This window comes from uncultured Polaribacter sp. (genome assembly GCF_947501385.1).
Taxonomy (GTDB): domain Bacteria; phylum Bacteroidota; class Bacteroidia; order Flavobacteriales; family Flavobacteriaceae; genus Polaribacter.
On the sequence record NZ_CANMVP010000015.1, the window covers coordinates 89,454 to 115,259 of the forward strand.

At 31.7% G+C, this 25,806-nt stretch carries 25 protein-coding genes; 16 read left to right on the plus strand and 9 right to left on the minus strand.

Annotated elements, in window-relative coordinates:
• The gene (locus Q0998_RS11190) at positions 1 to 519 is read right to left on the minus strand and encodes a GTP-binding protein (RefSeq protein WP_299670037.1); all 519 of its coding nucleotides are present in this window, start codon (positions 517 to 519) and stop codon (positions 1 to 3) included.
• Between the two features lie 80 nt (positions 520 to 599).
• Between Q0998_RS11190 and der the strand changes: the two genes are divergently transcribed.
• Positions 600 to 1,910: a ribosome biogenesis GTPase Der gene (gene der, locus Q0998_RS11195; RefSeq protein ID WP_299670039.1), complete on the plus strand. Its 1,311-nt coding sequence runs from the start codon at positions 600 to 602 to the stop codon at positions 1,908 to 1,910.
• Positions 1,911 to 1,912: 2 nt separating this feature from the next.
• Here the strand turns inward: der and Q0998_RS11200 are convergent, their stop codons facing one another.
• Entirely contained in the window at positions 1,913 to 2,650 is a 738-nt protein-coding gene (locus tag Q0998_RS11200) for a GLPGLI family protein (protein ID WP_299670041.1), read from the minus strand.
• A 427-nt stretch (positions 2,651 to 3,077) separates the two neighbouring features.
• Between Q0998_RS11200 and Q0998_RS11205 the strand changes: the two genes are divergently transcribed.
• Positions 3,078 to 5,465 (plus strand): GAF domain-containing protein, encoded by a 2,388-nt coding sequence (locus Q0998_RS11205; RefSeq protein ID WP_299670043.1) that lies wholly within the window; start codon positions 3,078 to 3,080, stop codon positions 5,463 to 5,465.
• Here the strand turns inward: Q0998_RS11205 and Q0998_RS11210 are convergent.
• Complete coding sequence (locus tag Q0998_RS11210; protein WP_299670045.1) at positions 5,462 to 6,664, minus strand: Pycsar system effector family protein; 1,203 nt, start codon at positions 6,662 to 6,664, stop codon at positions 5,462 to 5,464. The two genes, Q0998_RS11205 and Q0998_RS11210, sit on opposite strands and share 4 nt — an antisense overlap.
• A gap of 169 nt (positions 6,665 to 6,833) precedes the next feature.
• Between Q0998_RS11210 and msrB the strand changes: the two genes are divergently transcribed.
• From msrB to Q0998_RS11280, 14 genes are all read left to right on the plus strand, one after another.
• Positions 6,834 to 7,289 carry a peptide-methionine (R)-S-oxide reductase MsrB gene (msrB, locus tag Q0998_RS11215; protein WP_299670047.1) on the plus strand — a complete coding sequence of 152 codons (456 nt, stop codon included), beginning with the start codon at positions 6,834 to 6,836 and terminating at the stop codon, positions 7,287 to 7,289.
• A complete protein-coding gene (msrA, locus tag Q0998_RS11220; RefSeq protein ID WP_299670049.1) occupies positions 7,286 to 7,825 on the plus strand; it encodes a peptide-methionine (S)-S-oxide reductase MsrA in 540 nt (179 codons plus the stop codon). Before msrB ends, msrA begins: the two co-directional genes overlap by 4 nt.
• Positions 7,826 to 7,861: 36 nt before the next feature.
• Positions 7,862 to 9,418 (plus strand): YdiU family protein, encoded by a 1,557-nt coding sequence (locus tag Q0998_RS11225; protein WP_299670051.1) that lies wholly within the window; start codon positions 7,862 to 7,864, stop codon positions 9,416 to 9,418.
• Between the two features lie 16 nt (positions 9,419 to 9,434).
• Positions 9,435 to 9,716, plus strand: a complete 282-nt coding sequence (locus tag Q0998_RS11230) for a DUF427 domain-containing protein (RefSeq protein WP_299670053.1) — start codon at positions 9,435 to 9,437, stop codon at positions 9,714 to 9,716.
• 24 nt (positions 9,717 to 9,740) lie between these two features.
• Positions 9,741 to 9,929 carry a peptide methionine sulfoxide reductase gene (locus tag Q0998_RS11235; protein WP_366943640.1) on the plus strand — a complete coding sequence of 63 codons (189 nt, stop codon included), beginning with the start codon at positions 9,741 to 9,743 and terminating at the stop codon, positions 9,927 to 9,929.
• A 63-nt stretch (positions 9,930 to 9,992) separates the two neighbouring features.
• Complete coding sequence (locus Q0998_RS11240) at positions 9,993 to 10,937, plus strand: aldo/keto reductase (RefSeq protein ID WP_299670054.1); 945 nt, start codon at positions 9,993 to 9,995, stop codon at positions 10,935 to 10,937.
• Positions 10,928 to 11,413, plus strand: coding sequence for a peptide-methionine (S)-S-oxide reductase (locus Q0998_RS11245; RefSeq protein WP_299670056.1), 486 nt, complete (start codon positions 10,928 to 10,930; stop codon positions 11,411 to 11,413). The genes Q0998_RS11240 and Q0998_RS11245 overlap by 10 nt, the downstream gene beginning before the upstream one ends.
• A gap of 115 nt (positions 11,414 to 11,528) precedes the next feature.
• Entirely contained in the window at positions 11,529 to 12,143 is a 615-nt protein-coding gene (locus Q0998_RS11250; protein ID WP_299670058.1) for a hypothetical protein, read from the plus strand.
• A gap of 17 nt (positions 12,144 to 12,160) precedes the next feature.
• Complete coding sequence (locus tag Q0998_RS11255; protein WP_299670060.1) at positions 12,161 to 12,634, plus strand: (2Fe-2S)-binding protein; 474 nt, start codon at positions 12,161 to 12,163, stop codon at positions 12,632 to 12,634.
• 3 nt (positions 12,635 to 12,637) lie between these two features.
• Positions 12,638 to 14,788 (plus strand): molybdopterin cofactor-binding domain-containing protein, encoded by a 2,151-nt coding sequence (locus Q0998_RS11260; RefSeq protein ID WP_299670062.1) that lies wholly within the window; start codon positions 12,638 to 12,640, stop codon positions 14,786 to 14,788.
• A 4-nt stretch (positions 14,789 to 14,792) separates the two neighbouring features.
• A complete protein-coding gene (locus Q0998_RS11265) occupies positions 14,793 to 15,812 on the plus strand; it encodes an XdhC family protein (RefSeq protein WP_299670064.1) in 1,020 nt (339 codons plus the stop codon).
• A gap of 2 nt (positions 15,813 to 15,814) precedes the next feature.
• Entirely contained in the window at positions 15,815 to 16,411 is a 597-nt protein-coding gene (locus Q0998_RS11270) for a nucleotidyltransferase family protein (RefSeq protein WP_299670065.1), read from the plus strand.
• Positions 16,412 to 16,424: 13 nt separating this feature from the next.
• On the plus strand, positions 16,425 to 20,123 hold the full coding sequence (locus Q0998_RS11275; protein WP_299670066.1) for a metallophosphoesterase: 3,699 nt from the start codon (positions 16,425 to 16,427) through the stop codon (positions 20,121 to 20,123).
• A gap of 4 nt (positions 20,124 to 20,127) precedes the next feature.
• The gene (locus Q0998_RS11280) at positions 20,128 to 20,505 is read left to right on the plus strand and encodes a DUF423 domain-containing protein (RefSeq protein WP_299670067.1); all 378 of its coding nucleotides are present in this window, start codon (positions 20,128 to 20,130) and stop codon (positions 20,503 to 20,505) included.
• Between the two features lie 5 nt (positions 20,506 to 20,510).
• Here Q0998_RS11280 and Q0998_RS11285 read toward each other — a convergent pair whose 3' ends face one another.
• From Q0998_RS11285 to Q0998_RS11310, 6 genes are all read right to left on the minus strand, one after another.
• Complete coding sequence (locus tag Q0998_RS11285; RefSeq protein ID WP_299670068.1) at positions 20,511 to 21,356, minus strand: hypothetical protein; 846 nt, start codon at positions 21,354 to 21,356, stop codon at positions 20,511 to 20,513.
• A gap of 88 nt (positions 21,357 to 21,444) precedes the next feature.
• Positions 21,445 to 22,296, minus strand: coding sequence for a YgcG family protein (locus tag Q0998_RS11290; RefSeq protein WP_299670069.1), 852 nt, complete (start codon positions 22,294 to 22,296; stop codon positions 21,445 to 21,447).
• Positions 22,293 to 22,730: a TPM domain-containing protein gene (locus Q0998_RS11295; protein WP_299670070.1), complete on the minus strand. Its 438-nt coding sequence runs from the start codon at positions 22,728 to 22,730 to the stop codon at positions 22,293 to 22,295. Before Q0998_RS11295 ends, Q0998_RS11290 begins: the two co-directional genes overlap by 4 nt.
• A gap of 8 nt (positions 22,731 to 22,738) precedes the next feature.
• A complete protein-coding gene (locus tag Q0998_RS11300; RefSeq protein ID WP_299670071.1) occupies positions 22,739 to 23,341 on the minus strand; it encodes a LemA family protein in 603 nt (200 codons plus the stop codon).
• A gap of 234 nt (positions 23,342 to 23,575) precedes the next feature.
• Positions 23,576 to 25,390: an acyl-CoA dehydrogenase gene (locus Q0998_RS11305; RefSeq protein WP_299670072.1), complete on the minus strand. Its 1,815-nt coding sequence runs from the start codon at positions 25,388 to 25,390 to the stop codon at positions 23,576 to 23,578.
• A gap of 11 nt (positions 25,391 to 25,401) precedes the next feature.
• Positions 25,402 to 25,731 (minus strand): MerR family transcriptional regulator, encoded by a 330-nt coding sequence (locus Q0998_RS11310; RefSeq protein WP_299670073.1) that lies wholly within the window; start codon positions 25,729 to 25,731, stop codon positions 25,402 to 25,404.
• Positions 25,732 to 25,806: the final 75 nt, after the last annotated feature.

Genomic DNA, 25,806 nt, shown 5'->3' on the forward strand with positions numbered 1-25,806 from the left:
CTAGATAATTTGTATCATAAAATTATGTAAAGCTTCCATTTGAGGTTTTCCTGTCTCTTTTCCTATTTTACCTAAAAAATACAAGACCATCCAAATACATGGTAAAGCAACCATCATTACTACAGGGAAAAATATAGCTTCGTTTAAAGATATTTTGGTGTACAAAAGCACGCAAAAACCTAAAAAGGAAACTCCTATTACAAAATGAATAAATATAAAGAGTGTCCAAACTTGTGGTTTTGGACCAAAAAGACCTTTTAGCAAAGCTTTTTGTTCTGATTTCTCTATAATTTCTAAATGCAATTGAGGAGACCAAAAATGTTCTTCTTTTTTGGGTACTGAAATAAAAATATGTCCATCTACAATACTTCCTCTAAAAGGAATTTCATCACTTTTAAAAGATTTAGAAAATCGATTTAAAACTGTTTCTTTGCTTTCTTCTAGATCGATCACAAACCTTGGTCTTAAAAAAAACTCATTATTTCTTTTTTCTATAATTACTTTCGATTTTTCTTTCATAAAAATCTATTTTATAACAGTTTAAATTTACGATTAATTATCATACAGTAAATTGTATCTTTGCAAAAAATTCAATCAAAATGAATAGCATTGTTGCCATTGTAGGAAGACCAAATGTAGGGAAGTCAACACTTTTTAACAGATTAGTTCAGCGTAGAGAAGCCATTGTAGACTCTGTTAGTGGCGTTACTAGAGATAGACATTATGGAAAATCTGACTGGAATGGAAAAGAATTTTCTGTAATTGATACGGGGGGTTACGCTATTGGCTCTGATGATATTTTTGAAGAAGAAATTAGAAAACAAGTTGCTTTAGCAATAGAAGAAGCAGATATTATTGTTTTTGTGGTTGATGTTGAAGAGGGCATTACGCCAATGGACGCGGAAGTTGCCAAAGTTTTAAGAAAGGTTAAAAAACCCATTTTTGTTACCGTAAATAAAGTGGACAATGCAATGCGAGATGCAGATGCCGTAGAATTTTACAATTTAGGTTTGGGCGGTTACCATACAATTTCTTCTATAAACGGAAGTGGAACTGGTGACTTATTAGATGCTATAGCAGAAAAAATGCCAGCGCCAGAAGAAGTTGATTTAGAAAAAGAAGAATTGCCAAGATTTGCAGTTGTAGGAAGACCTAATGCGGGAAAATCTTCTTTTATTAATGCTTTAATTGGTCAAGATAGAAATATTGTAACCAATATTGCTGGAACTACAAGAGATGCTATCGACACAAAATACAATAGATTTGGATTTGATTTTAATTTGGTAGATACTGCTGGGATTAGAAAAAAATCGAAAGTAAAAGAAGATTTAGAATTCTATTCTGTAATGCGTGCTGTACGTTCTATAGAGTACTCAGATGTAATTATATTAGTAGTAGATGCAACTCGTGGTTTTGAAGGGCAAGATCAAAATATTTTTTGGCTGGCAGAAAAAAACAGAAAAGGAGTTGTAATCTTAATCAATAAGTGGGATTTAGTTGATAAGGAAACCAATACCATGCGTGATTTTGAAGCCATGGTTAGAAAGCAAATAGCCCCTTTTACAGATGTGCCAATTGTATTTATTTCTGTATTAACAAAGCAACGTATCTTTAAAGCCATAGAAACTGCTGTAGAGGTTTTTGAAAGAAGAAAAAACAAAATAGCTACAAGTAAGCTGAATGATGTAATGTTAGATATCGTAAAAAGTTATCCACCACCAGCAACAAAAGGGAAATTTGTAAAGATTAAATACTGCATGCAGTTGCCAACTCAAACACCTCAGTTTGCATTCTTCTGTAATTTACCACAATATGTTAGAGATCCTTACAAACGTTTCTTAGAAAACAAACTTAGAGAAATCTACGATTTTTCTGGTGTGCCAATTACAATTTATTTTAGACAGAAGTAACTTTAATTTTCTTCTTTCATCAATGTACCAAAAGCTTTTAATTTTTCTTTTAAAGTTGTTTTGGTTTTTGCGGTAGGTTTAATTATGGTGATATTTTTGGGATTGATTTCTATTTTCTTTGCTAGAAAAACATCATTCCCTTTTTCTATTTCTAAAATTAAACTAGGTAAACCGAAGTAATTTTTAGGTCCAAAAGCAACAGGTATTTCTTGTGTATACCAAACAATAGTTTTCTTTTTTCTTTCATCAACAAGAACCGCTTTTTTGCTAGTATAACCTAAAATCTTTTTTTCTTCTTTTTCTAAGTTCCATTTGGGTTCTTCAAAATAAACCAATTCATGTTCAAAGCTCATGTTTTTACCCATGTAATATTTGTCTTCTGTATCTAATTCAATATAATATTTATTACTTGAACCAGCTAAAGTAGAAGACATGTTAATTCCATATCCATTTCTACTCTTTAGTTCCTCTAAATCGCTTTCAGATAGGCTATAATATGATTTTTTGTTTCTAAACTCTAAGACAGAAACAACTGCCTTTGTTTTTAAAATTGTACCAAGTACCATTTCTTTAATAGTTTCGTTTTCGTAAAATTTTATTTGAGATTTTAGTATCATATCAGGCGATAAAATCTTTTCAACAGTATAATAAACCCTACCTGAGATAATTTTTTCTTTTTGTGTGAACGCAGAAATAGCAATAAACAAACCCATTGTGAGTAATAAGAATTTCTTTTTCATGTCTTTTTATTTTAAAATTACCCGTTGTGCATTATGATAAATTCTGTCAATTCGAGACCCGAGAAAAAATTTTATCAAGCGGTTGGAATGACGTAATGTCTCCTCGAGCATTACTGAAATGAAAAGTCATTTTCATTGAGAGTACCTAGCGAAGCTATCGAGAGGTTAAAGAAGGTCTCGACTGCGCTCGACCAGACATATATTAATAATTTGTAAAACAGTAACTTACAAGCTACGTCAATGGTAGTGAATTTCACGTCCCGAAGTTTCCTTTAGATTTTTTTTATTAAAAAATCACTTGAACTGATATTTTGGAATATATTTAACTCAAAATGCACAACGGGTAAAATTACAAAAAAGTAAGTAAATTATAATCAAAACGACTATTCATTTACAATTTTGTAAATTTGCAGGTAAAAGCAAAAAAATGAAAATCGTAGAACCTAATTTAGCAAATAATGTTGAGTTGCCGCTGCAACTGAATATTTCTTTTCAAAAAGTTCTTGTGCTCTTTGAAAAATATGCTGACAAAGAATTCGAAAAACACCCATTTCATGCGACAGCATTAGAAATGATAAAGATTTTTGAAGAACATCCTAAACTAAAAGAGGGCTTTTCAGATTACTCTTTGCTTGAAAAATACAAAGAAAAAATAGATTTACTACTAGAACCTTTATTTCCTGAACCGTTAAGATTAAATGAAATAAAAGCGGCTAGTGTACCATTTTCATTTGCATCCTTTAAATTTTCTGATCGTTTTAAAAACATACTAGAAAATGCTGGTGATGATTACGAATTAAGCGTAAGAAACTTCGAGGATGAAGGCATGTATATTATGGCATGTACCTTTATTTTAGGTTTTGTATATAACTATACTATTGATACCAAAAGACCTTTTTACTTTGATATTCCAGATAAAAATACTGGAACCATGAAGTATTACAGAGCTACTTTTAATGGTGATTTCTCTGAAATTATAGCGACCGAAAATGCTCCAAAAATTACACAAGATGATTATAGAAAGTTATTAAATAGTTTTAATGATATTGAATTGTGGAAACAAAAATTCCCGCCAAATAGTTACATATTCAAAGGCTTCGGAATTATTAATTTATTCGATGTTACCTCAGAAGAAATGTTGTCTGCTATTAAAGCGAATTTATTAGAAGGTGGAGATCAGTTAATCTTTAAACTTCAAAATAATTTAAGAGACTTTTACAGCATTAGAGATTTAAAATTAGGCTACTCTATCTTTGATAATTTAAATGATAAAATATGCGAAACTTCCATAGGAAAATCTAACAGTATCATATTAAGTAATAAAGAAGAAATAGATTGCTCTTCAGGTTATTTTTGTGATGGTATTGTACAAAAAGTTTTTGTAGATTATGAAACTTTTGTCATTTCAGATATTGAAGAATATGGCAAAGAAACAGATAAAAATCTTTTTTACCAGAGTTTGTACGATAGCGGAATTCAAAGTATTATTTTAATTCCAATTAAAACTACAAAAAATGGAGATCTCGCCTTGTTGGAAATTGCATCACCAAATGCGTACGATTTAAATTCTGTAAATATCAACAAGTTAAAAGATATCATTCCTGTTTTTGAAGCTGCCGTTAAAAGAACTTCAGAAGAACGTCAAAATGTATTAGAAGCAACTATTCAAGAAAATTATACCTCTATACACAACTCTGTAAAATGGCGTTTTTATGAAGCTGCAGAAAAATACCACATCGATTCTCAAACAAATGAAAATGCAAAATTAGATGAAATTATTTTCGATGATGTATACCCATTGTTTGGTCAAAGTGATATAAAAGGTTCTTCAGAAGCTAGAAACAACGCCATAAAAGAAGATTTAATTACCCAATTAACACTGGCCATTTCTGTGTTAAAAGATGCTTGTCAAAAAGAAAAATTACCTATCTATAATGAGTTAATGTTTCGGGTTTCCACCTATTTAAAAGATGTAAAAGAAGATTTAAATGCAGGGGATGAAATTAACATTTTAGATTTTCTGCAAACAGAAATTTATCCTGTTTTTAATCATATTAAAGACCTTACAAAAGAACTTTCTAAGAAAGTAAAAATTTACATGAACCGTTTAGATAAAGATTTAAACGTAGTTTATGAGAAAAGAAAAGATTACGAAAAAAGCGTCACTCTTATCAATGAAAAACTAGCTAAATTTATAGATAAGAGACAAAAAGACGCGCAAAAAATGTTTCCTCATTATTTTGAGCGTTATAAAACCGATGGTGTTGAGTTTAACATTTATATTGGTGCATCTATTTCTAAACAAAAACCTTTTGATGAGTTGTATTTATACAACCTACGTTTATGGCAACTACAAGTCATGTGCGAAATGGAAAACATTGCCTTCTCTTTGGTTGATAAAATGCCAAATAGTTTAAGAGTTGCTTCTTTAATTCTAGTGCATAGCAACCCAATGGCCATTAAATTTAGGATGGATGAAAAACAGTTTGATGTTGATGGAGCGTATAACATTCGCTATGAAATCATTAAAAAAAGAATCGATAAATCGCACATTAAAGGTAGCGAAGAAAGAGTTACACAACCTGGTAAAATTGCCATTATTTACTCTCAAGACAAAGATGCTTTAGAATATATAAAGTACATCAACTTCTTACAATCTAGAAATCAATTAGGAAAAATTGAGTTTCTAGAATTGGAAGACCTACAAGGTGTATCTGGCTTAAAAGCATTGAGAATAGAAGTAATCTATCACAAAGATTTTGATGAAAAAAAAGCCATTACACTAAATGACCTAATTAAACAAATTGAAGCCTAGACTGGTGCTCCTTTAAGTTTAAACGAAATACCAAAAGCAATTACACTAATAATGATGCCTGCCATAAAAACGGTGTATGTAAGTCTTAATATTTTATATTTTCTACTCAGCACCAAACCTAAAAAGTATAAATCTTTAGTTAAAGAACCATAGAGGTAATCTCTGTCTGTCATCATTTCAGAAATTCCCCATTCAAAATCTTCTAATTGCATTTGATGAAAATTACCGAAGAATAATAAATTTACTTTTTTATTAGCAACATCTTCTTTTGTAAATGTACCCTCAGTAACATTAGGTCTTGTTGCTAAAATAGATAAGATGATAGAAACCACCGTAAAACAAACAAATATTATTGTAGGTATTAATAAGTGAGAATTTGAAGGATTGTCTAATTTTGGCAATAAATTAGACAACGCTAAAGAAACAATAATTGCATTTACAGACAACAAAATATTTGCTTTTGTATCTGCAATATCACTTAAAGTAATATGGTTTCTTAAGGCAACTCTAAACATCGTCTCAACACCACGCTCTGGAACTTCACTTTTATTTTTCTTTAAGTCTAATGCTGTTTTTTTCTGTTTAAACTTTTTATTTTCCTTTTTTAATTTATTCTGATTCTTTAAAAGTTTTGCTAAGTTTTTCTCTTTGTCTTTGCTCCAGTTCTTTAAAGCAAAATCTGTATGATATCTATGTTTTTGAGTGAGAAAAGATAAGTTCAATTCTATCCATTCTTCATTTTTATACTTTTTATCTAAAGATAGCTCCCACTCTTTTCTTAGTAAAGAAGTATAATCAGAAAAATTATTAGAAGCTAAATGTGCAGAATCTGCATCTTTAATAATTTCTTCTAAAATATTTTTAGGTACATGATTCATTTTTGTTGCCAATATAATTTCAGAAATTACTTGAATTCTTTTTTCTGAAATATTTTTAGCTTTTAAGAATTCTGTAGCTATTTTTACACTTCTTTCTTCATGATCTTTAGACCCTTCAATAAAACCAGTATCATGAAACCATGCAGCAATTGCTAGATTCTCTGCAGTAGTTTTCTCTATTTCTGAATTTTCTGCAATTTCATTTGTTTTTTCTACAACTCTTTGCGTATGCGCAAGATTATGATATACATAATTTGCATTCAAATTTTTACTTAATAAATTAAAAACGAATTTTTCTACTTCAATTATTAATGTGCTCATCGTAAAATTTTATATAAAAATAAACAATTAAAAATGGTTTATTTTATTTGAATTATGTCGTAAATTTAAGTATTGCTATCAGCAACTGCAAATTTATTTTTTTTGTAAGTTGAAGCACTGTTTTTCGTCTAAAAAAGATCATTCATATAAAAATAAAAAAGAATCAAATATGCTTACTTGGAAAGAAATTATCCGTTTCGCAACAAAAGGAAACCCTACCCCGAATAAAAGAGTAGAAAAAACGGAGACAGAGTGGAAAAAAATATTAACTCCAGAACAATTTAGAATCACCAGAGAAAAAGGAACCGAAAGACCACATACAGGTGCTCTGTGTAGTATTTATGAGGAAGGCCAATACAAATGTGTATGTTGTAACACTCCTTTATTTGACGCTACGATAAAGTTTGAATCGAGTTCTGGATGGCCTAGTTTTACGCAACCTATCACAGAAAATGCAATTAAATACTTTAAAGATGTTTCTTTTGGTATGGTTAGAGTTGAAGTTTTATGCAATACATGTGATGCGCATTTAGGACATATTTTTCCTGACGGACCCGCACCTAGTGGCTTGCGTTATTGTATTAATTCTGAAGCTATGCACTTAGAAAAAAGAGGAAGTAAATGAGTAATAAAAATAGAAAAGTTGCCACTTTAGGAGGGGGTTGTTTTTGGTGTACAGAAGCTGTATTTCAAGAAGTAAAAGGTGTAGAGCAAGTAATTTCTGGATATGCTGGCGGAAACGCTCCTGGAAAACCAACCTATCGAGAAATTTGTTCAGGTTTAACAGGTCATGCAGAAGTAATTCAAATTACTTATAATGAAACGGTTATATCTTATCAAGATCTTATTGTTATTTTTATGACCACACATGACCCAACAACGTTAAATAGACAAGGCGCAGATAAAGGTACTCAGTACAGATCTGTAATTTATTATCATAATGAAACACAACAGAAAATTGCAGCCGAAGTTTTAAAACAAATTCAGTCTTACTATGATGATAAAATTGTTACCGAAATTACTCCGTTAGCAATTTTTTATGAGGCAACTCAGGAACATCAAGATTTTTATAAGAATAATAACGGACAAGGATATTGCACTTTTGTAATTGAACCAAAATTGGCGAAATTGCGCAAGTTACATTCAGATAAGCTGAAATAATACAAGAGACTTAAGTCTCTTGTAAAAAAAAGTAATATGAAATTAAACATAAAAAATGCTTTTATTGAAGAGTTGCCCGCAGATGCGATTAAAGAAAACTCAAGAAGACAAGTAGAAAATGCTGCCTTTTCTTTTGTGTCTCCAAAAAAAACTGCAAATCCTGAAGCCATTCATGTTTCGCCAGAAATGGCTTTAGAATTGGGTATTTCTGAAAAAGAAACCCATTCTAATTTTTTTAAAAACGTAGTTACCGGAAACGAAGTATATCCAGATACAAAACCATATGCCATGTGCTATGCTGGACATCAATTTGGTAATTGGGCAGGTCAATTAGGAGACGGAAGAGCTATTAATTTATTTGAAGTTGAGCACAATTCTAAAAATTGGAAAGTACAATTAAAAGGCGCCGGAGAAACACCTTATTCTAGAACAGCAGACGGTTTGGCCGTTTTAAGATCTTCTGTTAGAGAATATTTATGTAGTGAAGCCATGTTTCATTTAGGCGTCCCAACAACTCGCGCATTGTCTTTGAGTTTGTCTGGAGATAAAGTTTTACGAGATGTTTTATACAATGGAAATGCTGCCTATGAAAAAGGAGCAATCGTTTCAAGGATTTCGCCATCGTTTTTACGCTTTGGAAGTTTTGAGATATTTGCGGCAAGAAATGATCCTAAAAATTTAAAAATCTTAGTAGATTATACTATAAGACATCATTTTTCACATCTAGGAAAGCCTTCTAAAGAAACCTATATCCACTTTTTTAAAGAGGTTTCTGAGCGCACTTTAGAAATGATTCTTCATTGGCAAAGAATTGGTTTTGTACACGGAGTAATGAATACAGATAACATGTCTATTTTAGGCTTAACAATTGATTATGGTCCTTATGGTTGGTTAGAAGGTTTCGATTTTGGCTGGACACCCAACACAACAGACATACGAAACAAACGCTATAGATACGGAAACCAACCAAATATTGGCTTATGGAATTTGTATCAGCTCGCAAATGCTTTGTACCCTATTATTGAAGATGTGGAACCTTTAGAAACAATTTTACATCAGTATAAAGTAGACTTTGAAAAGAAATCTTTAAGAATGATGCAATCTAAATTGGGTTTATTTTTGGATGATGAAAACGATTTAAAGCTTATTCAGCATTTAGAAGATATTTTACAGTTGACCGAAACAGATATGACGATTTTCTTTAGAAATTTAAGTAATTTTTCTGAGGAAAATTCAAATTTAGCATTGATTAAAAAAGCCTTTTATGATTTCGAAAATATTTCTGAGGAAGTAAAAAATCAATGGAATTTATGGTTTCAAAAATATGCAGATCGATTAAAAAAAGAATCCCTTTCTTCCGAAGAAAGAAAGAAAAAAATGGATGCTATAAATCCTAAATATGTGTTGCGAAATTACATGTCGCAATTGGCAATCGACGCAGCAAATCAAGGTGATTACTCTTTAATTGATGCATTATTTCAACTATTAAAAAAACCGTATTCAGAACAACCAAAAAATGAAAAATGGTTTGCAAAAAGACCTGAATGGGCAAGAAACAAAGTAGGGTGTTCTATGTTATCTTGCAGTTCTTAACATTAAAAATACTACTATGAAAGCAATTTGGAATGACGAAATTATAGCAGAAAGTAATGATACTGTTGTTGTAGAAAACAATCATTATTTTCCAGAAAACAGTATCAAACAAGAATATTTTATACCAAGTACCGCAAGAACAACTTGCCCTTGGAAAGGTGAAGCTTCTTATTATTCAATAGTCGTTAATGGAAAAGAAAACAAAGATGCCGCTTGGTTTTATGGAAGACCTTTTCCGGCTGCAACTCACATAAAAAATCGGGTGGCTTTTTGGAAAGGAGTCACCATTACTGAATAAAATAATCATCAATAATTTTAAATTATGGATATTTTAAAATTCATTCAAAACCTATCAGAAGGATATTCAGAGGCAATTTACAATCAGAAAAAGTACAGCATCACAAAACAAACTTTTAACAATGGAAAGTCTTATAAAATCTACGGAAAAGAATTACAAGGAACAGATTTTATCAGCTTAAATTATACATTACTTCTAAAAAAGAGCTTTTAAAACCTTGCGAAATGCCCGCTAAAAAAGTAATTCATTTTTTAGAAAACAGTAAACTTTTATAAAATGAAATTAGGATTAGGAACAGCAGCTTTAGGGAGACCTCAGTACATTAATGTTCGTTTAAAAGATACAGCGTTTTCAAATTTAGAAGAATTTAGAAAACAAAGTTTTTACGTTTTAGAAAAAGCCTATAATTCAGGAATCAGATATTTTGACACGGCTCCTGGTTATGGTTTGGCAGAAGAATTAGTGTTAAAATGGTTGCAAACTAAAAATGATAGTTCTATTGAAATCGCTACAAAATGGGGGTATACTTATACTGCAAATTTTGATGTAAATGCAACAATTCATGAAGTAAAAGAGCATAGTTTAGCAAAATTGAATGAACAATGGAACTTCTCTAAAAAATTGCTTCCCTATTTAAAAGTATATCAAATTCATTCTGCAACTTTAGAAACTGGCGTTTTAGAAAACACAGCAGTTTTAAAACGATTGGCTTTTTTAAAGAAAGAACACAATCTAAAAATTGGATTGACAACTTCTGGTACAAATCAAGTTGAAGTCATAAAAAAAGGATTAAATGTTTTGATTGATGGAAAACAATTATTTGATGTTTTTCAAGTGACCTATAATTTTTTAGACCAAAGTTTACAGGAAATTGCGAATGAATTAAATCATCAAAATAAAAAAATTATTATCAAAGAAGCTTTGGCAAATGGCAGAGTTTTTAGAAATTCTGATTATCCGAATTATAGTGATATATATTCTACTTTAGAAAAATTAGCTGATACATATAAAGTTGGTATTGATGCTATTTCTCTTAAATATTGCGAGCAAACAATCTCAAAAAGCACAGTTTTAAGTGGTGCAAGCGATCAAAAACAATTACAAGAAAATTTAAAAATGAATTTGTTTTCATTATCAAATGAAGACATCGAAATTTTAAATTCATTTAGAGTTCCCAACGAATTGTATTGGAATGAAAGAAAAAAATTGACTTGGAATTAACGAAAATAGCTTTTGGTGGTGGATGTCATTGGTGTACAGAAGCCGTTTTTCAATCTTTAAAAGGTGTTAAAAATGTAGCACAAGGTTTTATTGCTTCAAAAAATAAAAATGCCACCTTTTCTGAAGCTGTAATTGTTGCATTTGATGCTGCTAAAATCGATTTAAAAATTTTAATTGAAATTCATTTATTGACTCACAAAAGCACAAGTAAGCATTCTTTTAGAAATAAATATCGGTCTGCGATTTATTTTTTTAATACAAATCAACAAAAAAAAGTAATACAAATTCTTGATGAATTACAATCCAATTTTAATGAGAAAATCATTACTAAAATAATTGAATTAAAAAAATTCAAACCTTCATCTGAACAATTTCAAAATTACTATCAAAAGAATCCTAACAAACCTTTTTGTGAAAAATATATCCATCCGAAGTTAGCATTGTTAACTAGAGAATTCTCAAAAAACCTAAAGTAATTTCATTCTAAAATATTGCATCTACTTCATTCACTATTTTCCCAAATAAATTATTGCTAATTTAGCTAAAACTAGTAAATTCAAAATCTGTTTTGCTATCTACAAATTAAACTTTATGAAGAAACCTAAAATTCTATACATTATTCCATTGCTTTTATTGGGGGGAATTCTGCTCGCATCTAATTACTCAACCAATAAAACTGAATATATTTCTATAAAAAATACAAGAATTATTTCATCAGAAAACAAAGATAATTTTAACAAAATGATGGATGTATTAACGCATCCAAGGTGTATGAATTGTCACCCAAGTGATAATGTTCCAAAACAAGGCATGGAAAGTCATCCTCATTATTTTGGAATGAAGGGTGGTAAAGAAGACCATGGTTTTGAAGCTACCAAATGCATGACTTGTCATCAAAAAGAAAACAATAATTATTCTGGAGTTCCAGGAGCTCCACATTGGGGTTTAGCTCCACAATCTATGGCTTGGAAAGGTTTAACAAGAGCAGAGATTGCAGCAGTAATGTTAAATATCAATAAAAATGGTGGCAAAACGCCTAAAGAAATAGAAAAACATTTAACGGAAGATGATTTGGTTTTATGGGCTTGGAATCCTGGAATTGATGCAGCTGGAAATAAACGAGAAAAACCACCACTTTCTGAAGAAGAATACAAAAAAGTTGTAACAGCCTGGTTTGCAAATGGAGCAATTATTCCAGAAAATTAATCACCTAAAAAAGATACATGAAAATATCATTTACTATAAATAATAAAGAAGTTTCTGTTGCTATTGAAGATGAAAATACTCCTCTTTTGTGGGTTGTTAGAGATCTTTTAGATTTAAAAGGAACAAAATTCGGTTGTGGAAAAGCAGCATGTGGCGCATGTACTTTGCATGTAAACGATGTTGCCGTGCGCTCTTGTTCTTATGCAGTAAAATTTGCAGAAGGCAAAAACATAACCACCATTGAAGGTTTAGGAAATGAAGAAAACCCACATCCTGTGCAACAAGCTTGGATAGAAGAAGTGGTACCACAATGTGGGTATTGCCAGCCAGGATTTATGATGGCAACTGCTGCTTTATTGAAAGAAAATAGCAATCCTACAGACAAAGATATTGATGATAATATTATAAATATTTGTAGATGTGCAACCTATTATAGAATGCGAAAAGCCATTCATAGAGCTGCTGAACTAACTAGAGAAACTAAAAATTAAGCCATGAGCAAAAACATATCCCGAAGAAGATTTTTAGTAAGAGGTGGTTTAGGCACTGTAGGAGTTTTAGCAATAGGAACCTATGTTTTTAGAAACCCTATTCGAAGACAAATAATTGATTTTGCAGAATCTTTTGTTGCGCCATATTCAGGTTCAGGAACAAAACCAAACTTATGGTTCGAAATCACAAAAGATAATATGGTAATACTTCATTCACCAAAAGTGGAAATGGGTCAAGGAACTTTTACAGGTTTGGCACAAATTGCTGCAGACGAGTTAGACATCAATATCAATCAAATTCAAGTAATTGCAGCATCTACAGCAAGTGGCGTTGTAGATAGTTTAGGAACTGGAGGTAGTTTATCTGTAGCTTCTATGTGGCAACCCATGCGTGAAATGGCAGCCACCATGCGTGAAATGATCAAAATGGAAGCGTCAAAAAAATTAAACATTCCTGTTGAAAGTTTATCCACAGAAGATGGAATTGTTTCTGGAAATGGAAAACAAATAAGTTATGTTGATGCAGTAAAAGATGTTACTGAATGGGAAATTCCTGAGACTCCAAAATTAAAAGCTGTTAAAGAGTATAAATTAGTTGGCAAACCAATTGCTAGAATCGATTTAAAAGCAAAAGTTTTTGGAGATCCTATTTTTGGGATGGACGCAGAAATGGAAAATATGCTGCATGCAGTTGTTATGAGACCAGAATATATTGGCGCCACTTTTAAAAGTGTAAATTTCAACAAAGCTGAAAAAATGCCTGGTGTTGTAAAAGTTGTTCAAATTGATGATTGGGTGGGTATTATTGCAGAAACCTATGCACAAGCTTTGGCTGCAAAAATGGAAGTTGATGTAGCATGGAACATTCCCAAAAAGTGGACAGAAGAAGAAATTAGAAATTTAATTTCTGTAGGAAATGGCAATGAAATGATGGTTCAAAAAGAGGGTGATGATTTGGAAAAAGATGATAAAAACACTATAGAGCTAGAGTTTAAAAGTCCAATGGGAGCTCATGCTCAAATAGAACCCAATGGAGCAGTTGCTTCTTATAAAAACGGTAAAGTAACGGTTATTATCTCTACACAAGTTGTTGGTATTACTCAAAATCAAGTTGCAAAAGCGCTAGATTTAGATACTGAAGATGTACATATTATACCAACATATTTGGGAGGTGGTTTTGGGAGAAGGCTAAATACCAATCATGCTATCCAAGCAGTAAAAATGTCTAAAGCAATTGGCAGACCAATAAAGTATTTTTTTACTAGAAAAGAAGAATTTCAGAATGATATGTTTCGTCCGCCAACGCATCATATTATGAAAGGAAAGTTAAATTCAGAAGGATTGATTGCGAATTTAGAACATCATTTTTCAAGTGGAAATGTAGCAATAGATTCTGCATTAATGCCAGCTATTGCACACACTATTTTGGGTGCAGATTTTGGAGCCATTCGTGGAGGAAGTATTCATTACAGTGCAATTAAAAATATTCGTGCAGTACAATGGCATAAAACACTGCCTTTTGCAACGAGTTGGTGGCGAAGTTTGGGTTTATTGGCAAACACTTTTGCGATTGAAAGTTTTGTAGATGAATTGGCATTAAAAGCAAATAAGAACCCGATTGCGTTGCGTTTGGCGCAAATAAAGAACAACGAAGAAGGAATTCGTTTAAAAAACGTAATTGAAAAAGTTGCCAAAGAAGCCAACTATTCTGATGCAATTGTAAATGGAAAAGCAATGGGTTTTGCCTGTTCTACAGATACAGGAACACCTTGTGCACAGGTGGTAGAAGTTTCTATAGTTGATGACGAAATTAAAGTTCACAAAGTAACTTGTGTAATGGATTGTGGAATTGCCGTAAATCCAGACCAAGTAAAAGCACAATGCGAAGGCGCAATGATCATGGCAATGAGTGCAGCAATGCACGAAAAAATGTACATTGAAGATGGCCAATTACAACCCACAATTTTTGGTCCTTACGACATGGCGTTGATGAAACATGCTCCTAAAGAAATAAATGTTCATTTATTGCAAGGAGTAGACAAACCATTACCTGTTGGTGAACCTCCATTAGGACCCATTGCAGCTGCAATAGCAAACGCTGTAAGAAGATTAACAGGGAAAAGATTGACAGAAATGCCCTTAAAATTGACTTAAATTTATGTTGCACGAATTGAAAGAAATCATTCAGCAAGCATTTATCAAGCAACTAAAAGGATTGAAAAATGTGCTGGTTACCGTGGTCGCGCTAGAAGGTTCCTCTTACAGGAAACCTGGAGTTCGAATGCTTATTACTAGTGATGGTTCTTATATAGGTGCTGTAAGTGGTGGTTGTGTAGAAAAAGAAATCATAAGAAGAGCACAATCAGTCTTTAAAAGTAAAATTGCAAAAATAATAACCTATGATGGTCGATATCGATTAGGTTGTGAAGGTATTTTATACATCTTAATAGAACCTTTTTATATTGAAAACCATTTTTTAAATACATTTTTAAAAGCCTTAGAGAATAGAGAAACAATAAAAATTGATTCCTATTTCAAAAAAGAAGATGAAAGTATGGGCAACTTTGGTTCTATCCTTACATTAAATAATTCTCAACAGTTTATATTCTCAGACACTTTTAATATAAGAACTGCAAAAACTAAAAATTGGTTTAGTCAAAAATTAGACCCCTTGTTTCGATTATTGATTATAGGCGGTGAACATGATGCTGTAAAGTTGTGCAAAATAGCTTCAAATTTAGGTTGGCAAATAGAGGTTATAACAGCTGCAAAAGATTCAAAAAATATTGAAGATTTTCCTGGAGCTCACATTGTAATTGGTGAAACTCCAGAAACCATTCAGTTTTTTAATATTGAAGAAAACACTGCGATCGTTTTAATGAATCATAGTTATGTACAAGATTTAAAATACTTAGTGCAACTATCAAAGTATCAACCAAAATATATAGGTGTTTTGGGAGCACCAAACAGAAGAGAGAAACTTTTTAACGAGCTTTTTGATTTTGCTCCAGATACAAAAGAAGAATTTTTAGATATTATTTACACACCCGCTGGTTTGCATATTGGCGCAAAAACACCAGAAGAAATTGCAGTCTCTATCATTGCAGAAATTTTATCTACAACAAGAGAAAAAGAACCTTTTTCTTTGAGGCAATTAAAAGGAAAAATTACTACTTAAAAATGAAAGATGTTGCTATTTTAGTTTTGGCCGCAGGAAAATCTTCTCGAATGAAGACTCCAAAACAATTGGTAAAAATTGGAGCTGATTTTTTACTAGCAACCGTATTAAAGAAAGCCAAAAGTCTAAATACAAATAATGTTTACTGTGTTTTAGGGGCAAATGCTGAAAAAATTAGAGAGAAAATCTCTTTAGCAAACATTCATTTTATTGATAATAAAAATTTTGATAACGGTTTGAGTTCTAGCATTGTTTCTGGGATTGTTGAAATTGAAAAGAAAGCACAAAAATACGATGCTGTTTTGATATTGCTAGCCGATCAACCTGCAATAGAAAAAGAGTATTTAGATGAAATGATTGGTTTTTCTAGAAAATATCCTACGAAAACAATAGCCTCTAATTATAGCTACAGAGCAGGTGTTCCAGCAATATTTCCAAAAGAATATTTTTTTAAATTAAAAGAACTCACTGGAGATTTTGGCGCTCAGGAATTACTAAATAATCATAAAAATGTAATTTTATTTGATAGACAGACCAATTTTATAGATATTGACACCGAAAAAGACCTAAAAGACTATAATAACTCTATTTTAAAATAGTTATTTTTACGCTATGAAAATTATTAAACAAATACTATATATTCTTATTTTTTCTATCTTAATTTCTGCCTGTGCAACTATTAAGATGCAAGTGGTAGATGATCACAAATACGTTTCAAGAAACGATTCTTCTAAAGTTATTCATTCTTTTTACCTGATTGGAGATGCTGGTAATTCTGATCTAAATAAAAAAGATTCTGCCTTATCCTACCTCGAACAAGAAATAAAAACTGCAAAAAAGAATTCCACCTTAATTTTTTTAGGAGACAATGTGTATCAACGAGGCATTCCCAAAGAGAATTCTAAAAATTATAAATTAGCAAAACATAGGTTAAAAGTACAAACAGACATCGGAAAAAAATTTCCAGGAAAAACTTATTTTATACCAGGAAATCATGATTGGTATAGTGGTTTAAAAGGGCTTAAAAGACAAGAAAAACTTGTAGAAGAAGCTTTGGGTAAAAATACTTTTTTACCAGAAAAAGGGTGTCCTTTAGAAAAAATTGAAGTGAACGATGACATCAACATCATTGTTGTTGACACCCATTGGTATGTAACAAACTGGGACAATCATCCAGGAATAAATGATGAATGTGAAATTAAAACAAGAGAGAAATTTTTCGAGGAGTTTGAAGGGCTTTTAAAGAAATCTCAAGGAAAAACTACTTTAATTGCGCTGCATCACCCGATGTTCACAAACGGCCCTCATGGTGGGTATTATTCCTTTAAAAGTCACTCAAAACCATTGCCAATATTAGGAACAACCCTTAATATTTTAAGAAAAACTTCTGGAGTTACAAATACAGATCAACAAAATGAAAAATACAATCTCTTAAGGAAACGTATTATTAGTTTAGCACAACAAAATGAAAAAGTAATTTTTGTTTCTGGTCATGAGCATAGTATTCAATACATTGTTCAAGATAATGTACCACAAATTGTAAGTGGTTCTGGCTCAAAGATAACAGCTACAAAAAATGTGAATGGCGGTATTTTTTCTTACGGAACGCAAGGTTTTGCAAGATTAGATGTATATGAAGATGGTGCCTCTACAGTACATTTTTATACAGCTAAAGAACGTAAAATAGTTTTTGAAGCAAATGTATTTAAAAAAGATAGTGTCGTAGAATTTAAAGATTTCCCAAATTCAAAACTATCTGAAAAAGAAGCTGCAATCTACACAGATTCTGAAGTAAAAAAGGGAAAAGTGTACAAGCTACTTTGGGGAAAAAGATATCGTAAATATTTTGGTCAAAAAATTATTGCTCCAACAGTAAATTTAGACACATTATATGGCGGTTTAAAACCTGTTAGAAAAGGTGGCGGACATCAATCAAAATCGCTAAGATTAGAGGATAAAGAAGGTAAAGAATACGTAATGAGAGCTTTGCGAAAAAACGCAGTGCAATACTTACAAGCAGTTGCTTTTAAAGATCAATATGTAGAAGGGCAATTTAAAAAAACCTATACAGAAGATTTGTTGTTAGATGTTTTTACAGGATCTCACCCATACGCACCCTTTACAATTGGTAAATTAGCGGAAGCGATAGATGTTTATCATACAAAACCAATCTTATTTTACGTGCCAAAACAAGAAGGTTTAAAAGATTTTAATTCAGAATTTGGTGACGAATTGTACATGATTGAAGCTAGAACTTCAGAGGGTCATGGAGATAAAGAATATTTCGGGTTTTCTGATGAAATTATCAGTACAGATGATTTGAGAAAAAACTTAGCTAAAGATGAGAAATACGTTTTAGACGAGGCTTCTTACATACGAGCGCGTTTGTTTGACATGTTAATTGGAGATTGGGACAGACATCAAGATCAATGGAGGTGGGCAGCATTTGAAGAAGGTGAAAAAGTTGTTTACAGACCCGTGCCAAGAGACAGAGATCAAGCGTTTTCTATTTTTAGTGACGGTTTTTTGATGAATCTTTTAACAAGTGCCATTCCTGCATTAAAAGGAATGCGTTCTTATGAAGAAGACATTAAAAATCCAGAACATTTTAGCTTGTCTGCGTATCCATTAGATATGAGATTGATTAGAGAGTCTGGTAAACAAAATTGGGACCAGCAAGTAGCCATCATTCAAAATCAAATTACAGATGAAGTTATAGAAAATGCTTTTTCTAACTTCCCAAAAGAAATTAGATATGAGTCTATTAACGATATTAAAAGAAAATTAAAAGGACGAAGAAAAAATCTTCAAAAAATAGCTGATAAATATTTTAAACACCTCAACAGATTTCAAGTAATTACAGGAACCAATAAAGATGATTGGTTTGAAATTAACCGTTATGTAAATGGCGATACTGAAGTGATTGGATATCGAATTAAAGATGGTAAAAAAGCAGATATTTTTCATAAAAGAAGGTATAAAAGAAACATCACAGAAGATATTTGGGTCTATGGTTTAGATGATGATGATTATTTTGAAGTAAATGGTGCCACAGGAAAAACACCAATAAAAATTAAGCTTATTGGAGGTTTAAACAATGATATTTATGAGATAAATACACCTAAACTTGTAAAAGTGTATGATTATAAAACGAAGAAAAACACTTTTAAAACCAAGAATTTCAATAAGAAAATAACAGACGATTATAAGACAAATACTTATAATTACATGAAATTAATGAGCAAAAGCAATTTGATTTCTCCCGCAATTGGTTACAATCCAGATGATGGTTTAAAAATAGGGCTAAAAAATACGCTTTTAGTTAATGGATTTGAAAGAAACCCGTTTACCAGAAAACACATTATAGAAGGTTATTACTACTTTGCAACAGATGGGTACGAATTAAAATACAACGGTGAGTATGCCAATATTTTAGACAAATTAAATTTAGGTTTTAATGCTGAGTTTAATAGTCCTAATTATGCTAAAAACTTTTTTGGTTATGGTAATAACTCCATCAATTTAGAGGCAGATGATTTAGAAAATAGAGATTACAACAGAGTAAAAATTAGAAAATTTCAAGTAGGTTCTTTTCTAAAATGGAGAGGAGATTTAGGAGCAAAAATGACATTTGCGGCAAATTTTCAAAGTTTCGATGTAGAAAGAACAGCTGATAGATTTTTAGAAACTCAATACGCTGCGGGCAATCCTATTTTTAATGCTCAAAACTTCTTTAATACAGAAGCTAACTATTATTATCAACATTCAGACAATGTCGCTTTCCCAACATTAGGATTAGAATTTAATGCGCTCTTAGGCTATACCCTTAATTTGGAGGAAGCTAAAAACTTTTCTTATGCAACCTCTTCTTTAGCGATTACACATAAATTAATTCCGAATGGAAAATTAGTTTTAGCATCTAAAGTTGATGGTCACTTTACCTTTGGTGATGATTTTGAATTTTACCAAGCAGCTTCTATTGGTGGTAACGAAGGACTACGTGGTTATAGAAATGAACGTTTTACTGGTAAAAATGCATTTTATCATACCACAGATGTCCGTTACAATATTAGTAATTTAAGAACAGCTATTTTACCTATTCACATAGGTGTTTATGGTGGTTTTGACTATGGAAAGGTTTGGGGAACGCCAACCACATTGACCGTAATGCCAAAACAATCTGCAGTACCAAACACTTCTTATGGTGGTGGAATCTTTTTAAATGCTGCCAATATATTAACCACTAGTATTGGTGCTTTTCATAGTAATGATGGTGTACGAATTACGTTTAATTTAGGATTTGATTTTTAAAGTCATGCATCAATTCGCAATTTTAACTGGAGCAACATTTGGTTTTCTAGCCATTATTTTAGCTTCCTTTGGCGCGCATTTCCTAAAGAAAAAACTGACTCTAGAACAGTTACAGAGTTTTGAAACGGGTGTAAAATATCAAATGTACCATGCCATTGTTTTAGTTGTTTTGGGTTTTCAGTTTACTTCAGAACTAACCATAGACAACTACATTGTGTATGCCTTTGTGATTGGTATCCTATTATTTTCGTTTTCTATTTATGGTTTGGTCATTTCATCTGCAAACAATAAAAAACTAACGTTTTTAGGCCCCATTACACCTTTAGGAGGTTTATTTTTAGCTTTGGGCTGGGGATTGCTGATTTATAAATATAGTTTTTAAAATCTCTATTTGATTTTCAACTCATACAAATTACCTCCAGAGCCATGTGCTCTTTCGTCTGTAATTAATAATGTATTGGCATCTTTAAAAGTAACACTTTCTTTTTGAGAACGGTGTTTTAAATCGATGGTAGTTACTTTTCCAGAAAGAAATTTATCGCCTTTAAAATCTGTAAAAATCAACACGTTTTTTTGAGAAAGCAATGCTACTTTTTTTCCATCGCTTGAAATATCCGCAGAAGTAATCCAACATTCTAAATTTTTACAATTCTCAAATTCATCTACAATTTTAGCAGTATATTTTCCCTTTGTTGCAGGAATTTTATACAAAGTAGTTTTACCGTAATTTCCTTTTACCCTACTTTTTGTTACAATATATAGTGCCTTTTTAAAGTAGAAAAAACCCTCAGTATCAAAATATAGATTTTCTTTTTTAGGTGGAAATTTATACTGATTCGGATATTCAAATTCTATTTCTGCTACTTCAGCATTCTTTTCATCCAACTCATTTTTATTGACAATAATAATCGATAAATTTTTTCTCCGATTTCGATTGTTCCCAAAATCACCTATATAAATAGTTCCATTTTCATCAGAAGTTAAATCTTCCCAATCGTGGTTTTTAGCTTTTATGTAAACCTCTTTTATTATTTTTCCTTTCTCGTTTAAACCGTATAGTTCAGATTTATTTCCACCATCATTAATCATCCAAATTAAATTAGATGTTGGCGCTACTTCTGTTCCAGAAACTTCCTCTAACGTTTTTGGTAAATCTGCCAATAATTTTAGTTGCCCAAAATTCTGGCAACTAAAAAATAAAAATAAACTAAAAAACATAGCAAGCTTTTTCATGAATACAAATTTTTAATTCAAATCCTTCAGGTTTTTAAAACTTGAAGAATCTATTTTTCAACATAGTAAAAAATTACAAATGGACTGTTTACCAGCCACCAGAAGCGCCTCCACCTCCAAAACTTCCACCGCCGAAACCGCCACCAAAGCCACCTCCGCCAAAACTTCCGCCACCAGAAGAACCGCCAAAACCACCAAAGCCTCCTCCGCCTCTACCAGCGTTGCTTAAAATGATTGTGCTTAAAATGGTATCTGCAAGTGTGCGTTTTCTATAGCGTTTATTTCCACCTCCGTTGTTCTTATTTCCTCTAGAAACTAAGATAAAAAAGATGATCACTATCAATATAAAAAAAATAGCTCCAGGATCGAAACCTTTAGCATCTTCTTTACGCGTTCCTTTAAATTCTCCATTTAAAGTTCTAAAAATATAATCTGATCCTTTGTTTAAACCTTCATAGAAATCTCCTTTTCTAAATTCAGGAAGTATGACTCTTTCTATAATTCTTTTCGATTGAAAATCGGTTAATAATGGCTCGGCTCCTTTACCAACTTGAATGGTTATTTTTTTATCGTCTTTTGCCAACAACATCAACACACCATTGTCTTTTCCTTTTTGACCGATTCCCCAAGCTTCTCCCCACTGTGCCGCTAAAAATTTTATTTCTTCACCTTTAGTAGAAGAAATGATTGCTACAACAATCTGTGTTGAAGTGGTGTCTGAATAACGTATTAACTTACTTTCTAAATTCTTTTTTTGAGAAGGTGACAATAGGTTTACATAATCATAAACACTGGTTTCAAATTTAGGCTTGTCAGGGATTTGATATCCTTGAGAAAAAAAATTTAAAGAGAAAACAAAAGCTATAAGTGTTAGTATTTTTTTACTAAAACCCTTCATCTGAATACTGCCTACTAAATGCTGCTTACTTGAATAACTCATCCTTTAGAAATCTCATTTGAAAGTTCGTCTTCATCATCAATCTGCCAAGGAAAATGAGCTTTTAATTCTTCACCAGCTTTTAAAATGCCAGCTACAATTCCTTGTTTAAAATTTCCATTTTTAAAATGGTTTTGCATCGCATCTTTAGTAGTGTCCCAAAAATCTTTTGCAACAACGTTATGAATACCATTATCACCATAAATTACAAACTTATGGTCATTTACAGCCACATAAATTAAAACGGCATTGGCATCTTTGGTATTGAACATCTTTAAAAGATGAAATACTTCTAGCGCGCGCTCATAATGATCTTTCTCTGAAGAAGCCTCAATATGCACACGTATTTCACCAGAAGTATTTTTCTCTGCAATTCTTATAGCAGAAATAATCTCTTTTTCTTCTGCGGGAGTAAGAAATGCTTCTACTTTATTCATCTTATGTTTTATTTTTTAAAATCGAAATTAACATCTGGTGCATTTTCTGAACCTGCATTTGCTTTGTAACGCGCCATTTCATCAAAATCTAAAATACCTGCTAGAAATGAATTCGGAAACGTTTTTATGTGTTTATTGTAATTGTTAACGCCGTTATTAAATTTATCTCTTGCAATGTTAATTCGGTTTTCTGTACCTTCTAATTGACTTTGCAGCTCCAAAAAATTCGCATTTGCTTTTAATTCTGGATAACGTTCTACTGAAACCAATAATTTTGACAAAGCACCTGTTAAACCAGCTTGTGCTTGTTGAAATTGCGCCATATTTTCTGGTGTTAAATCGCCAGCATTTATTGTAGTTGAAGTTGCTTTAGAACGTGCCTCAATAACTTGTGTTAAGGTTTCTTTTTCAAAATCTGCAGCGCCTTGTACTGTTTTTACTAAGTTACCAATTAAATCGTTTCTACGTTGGTAAGCACTTTCTACATTAGACCATGTTGTTTTTGCATCTTCCTGCAAAACAACTGCTTCATTATTAAAACCTTTTACCCAATTATAGACTCCAAATACAATAACAATAATTACTATTACAGGAATTAACCACTTTTTCATAATTTCTATCTTTAAATTTTAGTTGATTTTTTTATTTTACAAATTTACTTAATATTCTTGACAAATTAAAGGGATATTGAACCATCTAATATAATTTATACCTGTAATAAATTTGTGTTTCTAAAGCCTACAATAGGTGCCAATCCTTTTGCGTTTGTTTTCCTAATTCTTTGCTAGAACCTGAGATTATTAAGACTTTTCTTGCGGAATTATATTGTTTTGAGATAGGTGTCTTTATAAAATATATTCTTTGTCTTTTTTGATGGTAACCACTTCATCACTCATTAAAGATGCTGCTAGTGAATTTGTTTTAGGAACTTCATATTTAAAATAGAATTTCATGGTATGAATTTTACTTTCATAAAATATTTCTGAATATTTTCTTTCAGTATTAGACAATTCATGTTTAGCATCAACTCCCATCTCTAACCACAACCAACCTAAAACAACTATGCTCATATATTCCATAAACAAATTAGCATCTGCCAAATAACGTTCATAATTTCCTTTTATGGCAAAAGGCATTAAGTGATTCAGTACTTTTTGAGAAAGTTTTAATGTATCCTCTAAAATAGTTCCGTATGCTTTTAAATCTTGGTCGGTAGAAGCGGCAATAATGGTTTTTAAAATTTCAGCAGATAACAATTCCAATGCTTTTCCATTTTGCAGCGTTACTTTTCTACCTAATAAATCTTGTGATTGAATTCCCGTTGTACCTTCATACAACGCAGAAACTCTAATATCTCTATAATATTGCTGCAGTGAAAAATCTGTACAAAAACCATAACCTCCTAGCACTTGCAAACCATTATCTACAGCCTCTGCACCCGCTTCTGATGGAAATGTTTTTACAATAGGAATGATCATCTCTAATAATAAATTGTACTTCTCTTTTTCTTCTTGCGAAGTGGCCGTTGTTAAAATATCATGGTATTTTGAAGCCAACAAAACCAAACTCAAAGAACCTTCTACAATCGATTTTTGCAACAATAACATCCTTCTCACATCTGGATGTTCTATAATTAAACTCTGTTTTTCTGTTGGATTTTTCTTTCCGTCTGCAGATAATTTTCTTCCTTGGGGTCTTTCATTTGCGTATTGTAAAGATGCTCTGTAAGCTGCCATTGCAATGCCAGCAGCACCTCTACCAACGGCTATTCTTGCGCCATTCATCATTAAAAACATTTGATTTAAGCCCTTGTGTTCTTCACCAACAAGCCAACCTCTACAATCATCAGAATCTCCAAAACCTAAATGGGTTGTGCAGTAACCCCGCTGTCCCATTTTTTGAAAATCGGCAATGGTCATTACATCATTGTATTCTAATGTTTCGTCTTCTTTTGGTCTATTTTTTGGTACTATAAAAAGTGAAATTCCTTTTGTTCCTTTTGGGGCGCCTTCAATTCTTGCCAACACTAAATGGACAATATTTTCTGCAAATTGATGATCACCTCCAGAAATAAATATTTTCTGTCCAGAAATTTTATAAAAACCTGCTGCTGTTGGTGTTGCTTTGGTAACAATATCAGACAATGAGCTTCCTGCTTGAGGTTCTGTTAAACACATGGTACCTCCCCAAGTTCCAGACAACATATTCGGAACATAAATTTTGTTCAATTCTTTATTCCCAAATTCAATAATTAATTCGGCAGCACCACCTGTTAAACCTGCATAACTTGGTAAATTATTATTGGCTGCATCCATAATGTACATTGCTGCCTGTAATACAGTAAAAGGAATTTGCAAACCACCGTCTTCATAATTGAAACAAGCAGCAATGATGCCCATTTCTCCAGATTGATGCATTACTTTCTGCACCTGCTTGTGAACCAGTACGGTGCCGTCTTTATAATATGCAGGAGTTTCATCCATTTCTTTGAAATAGGGATGCAATTCTCTGTCAGAAAATTCTTTTACAGAATCTATGAATAAATCTAGAGATTCTAGATCGTGTTCTTGAAATCTTTCTCTAGAAAGTAAATTTTCTAGCTTGTGAACATCATAAAGTATGTATTTGAGTGTTTCTATATCTACATACTTTTTTGACATTTTGTGAAGTTTTATAGTTGATTTTTTATTTCGGTTAATGCTGCTTTTACAGTTTCTAACCTACTGATAATTTCATGATTATAAATGGTAGAATCTGGGTTCTTTTTCAATTTTTGCTTTGCACCTTCTAAAGTAAATCCTCTTTCTTTTACTAAGCTGAAGATAAGTTTAAAATTTACAATATCATCCGCAGTAAACAGCCGATTTCCTTTGGCATTCTTTTTAGGCTTGATAATGTCAAACTCCTTTTCCCAAAAACGAATCAAAGAGGTATTTACATCAAAAGCTTTGGCAACTTCTCCTATTTTATAATAACGTTTTTCTGGTAAATCTACGTGCATTCAGTATTCAGTATTCAGTATTCAGTATTCAGTATTCAGTATTCAGTATTCAGTATTCAGTATTCAGTATTCAGT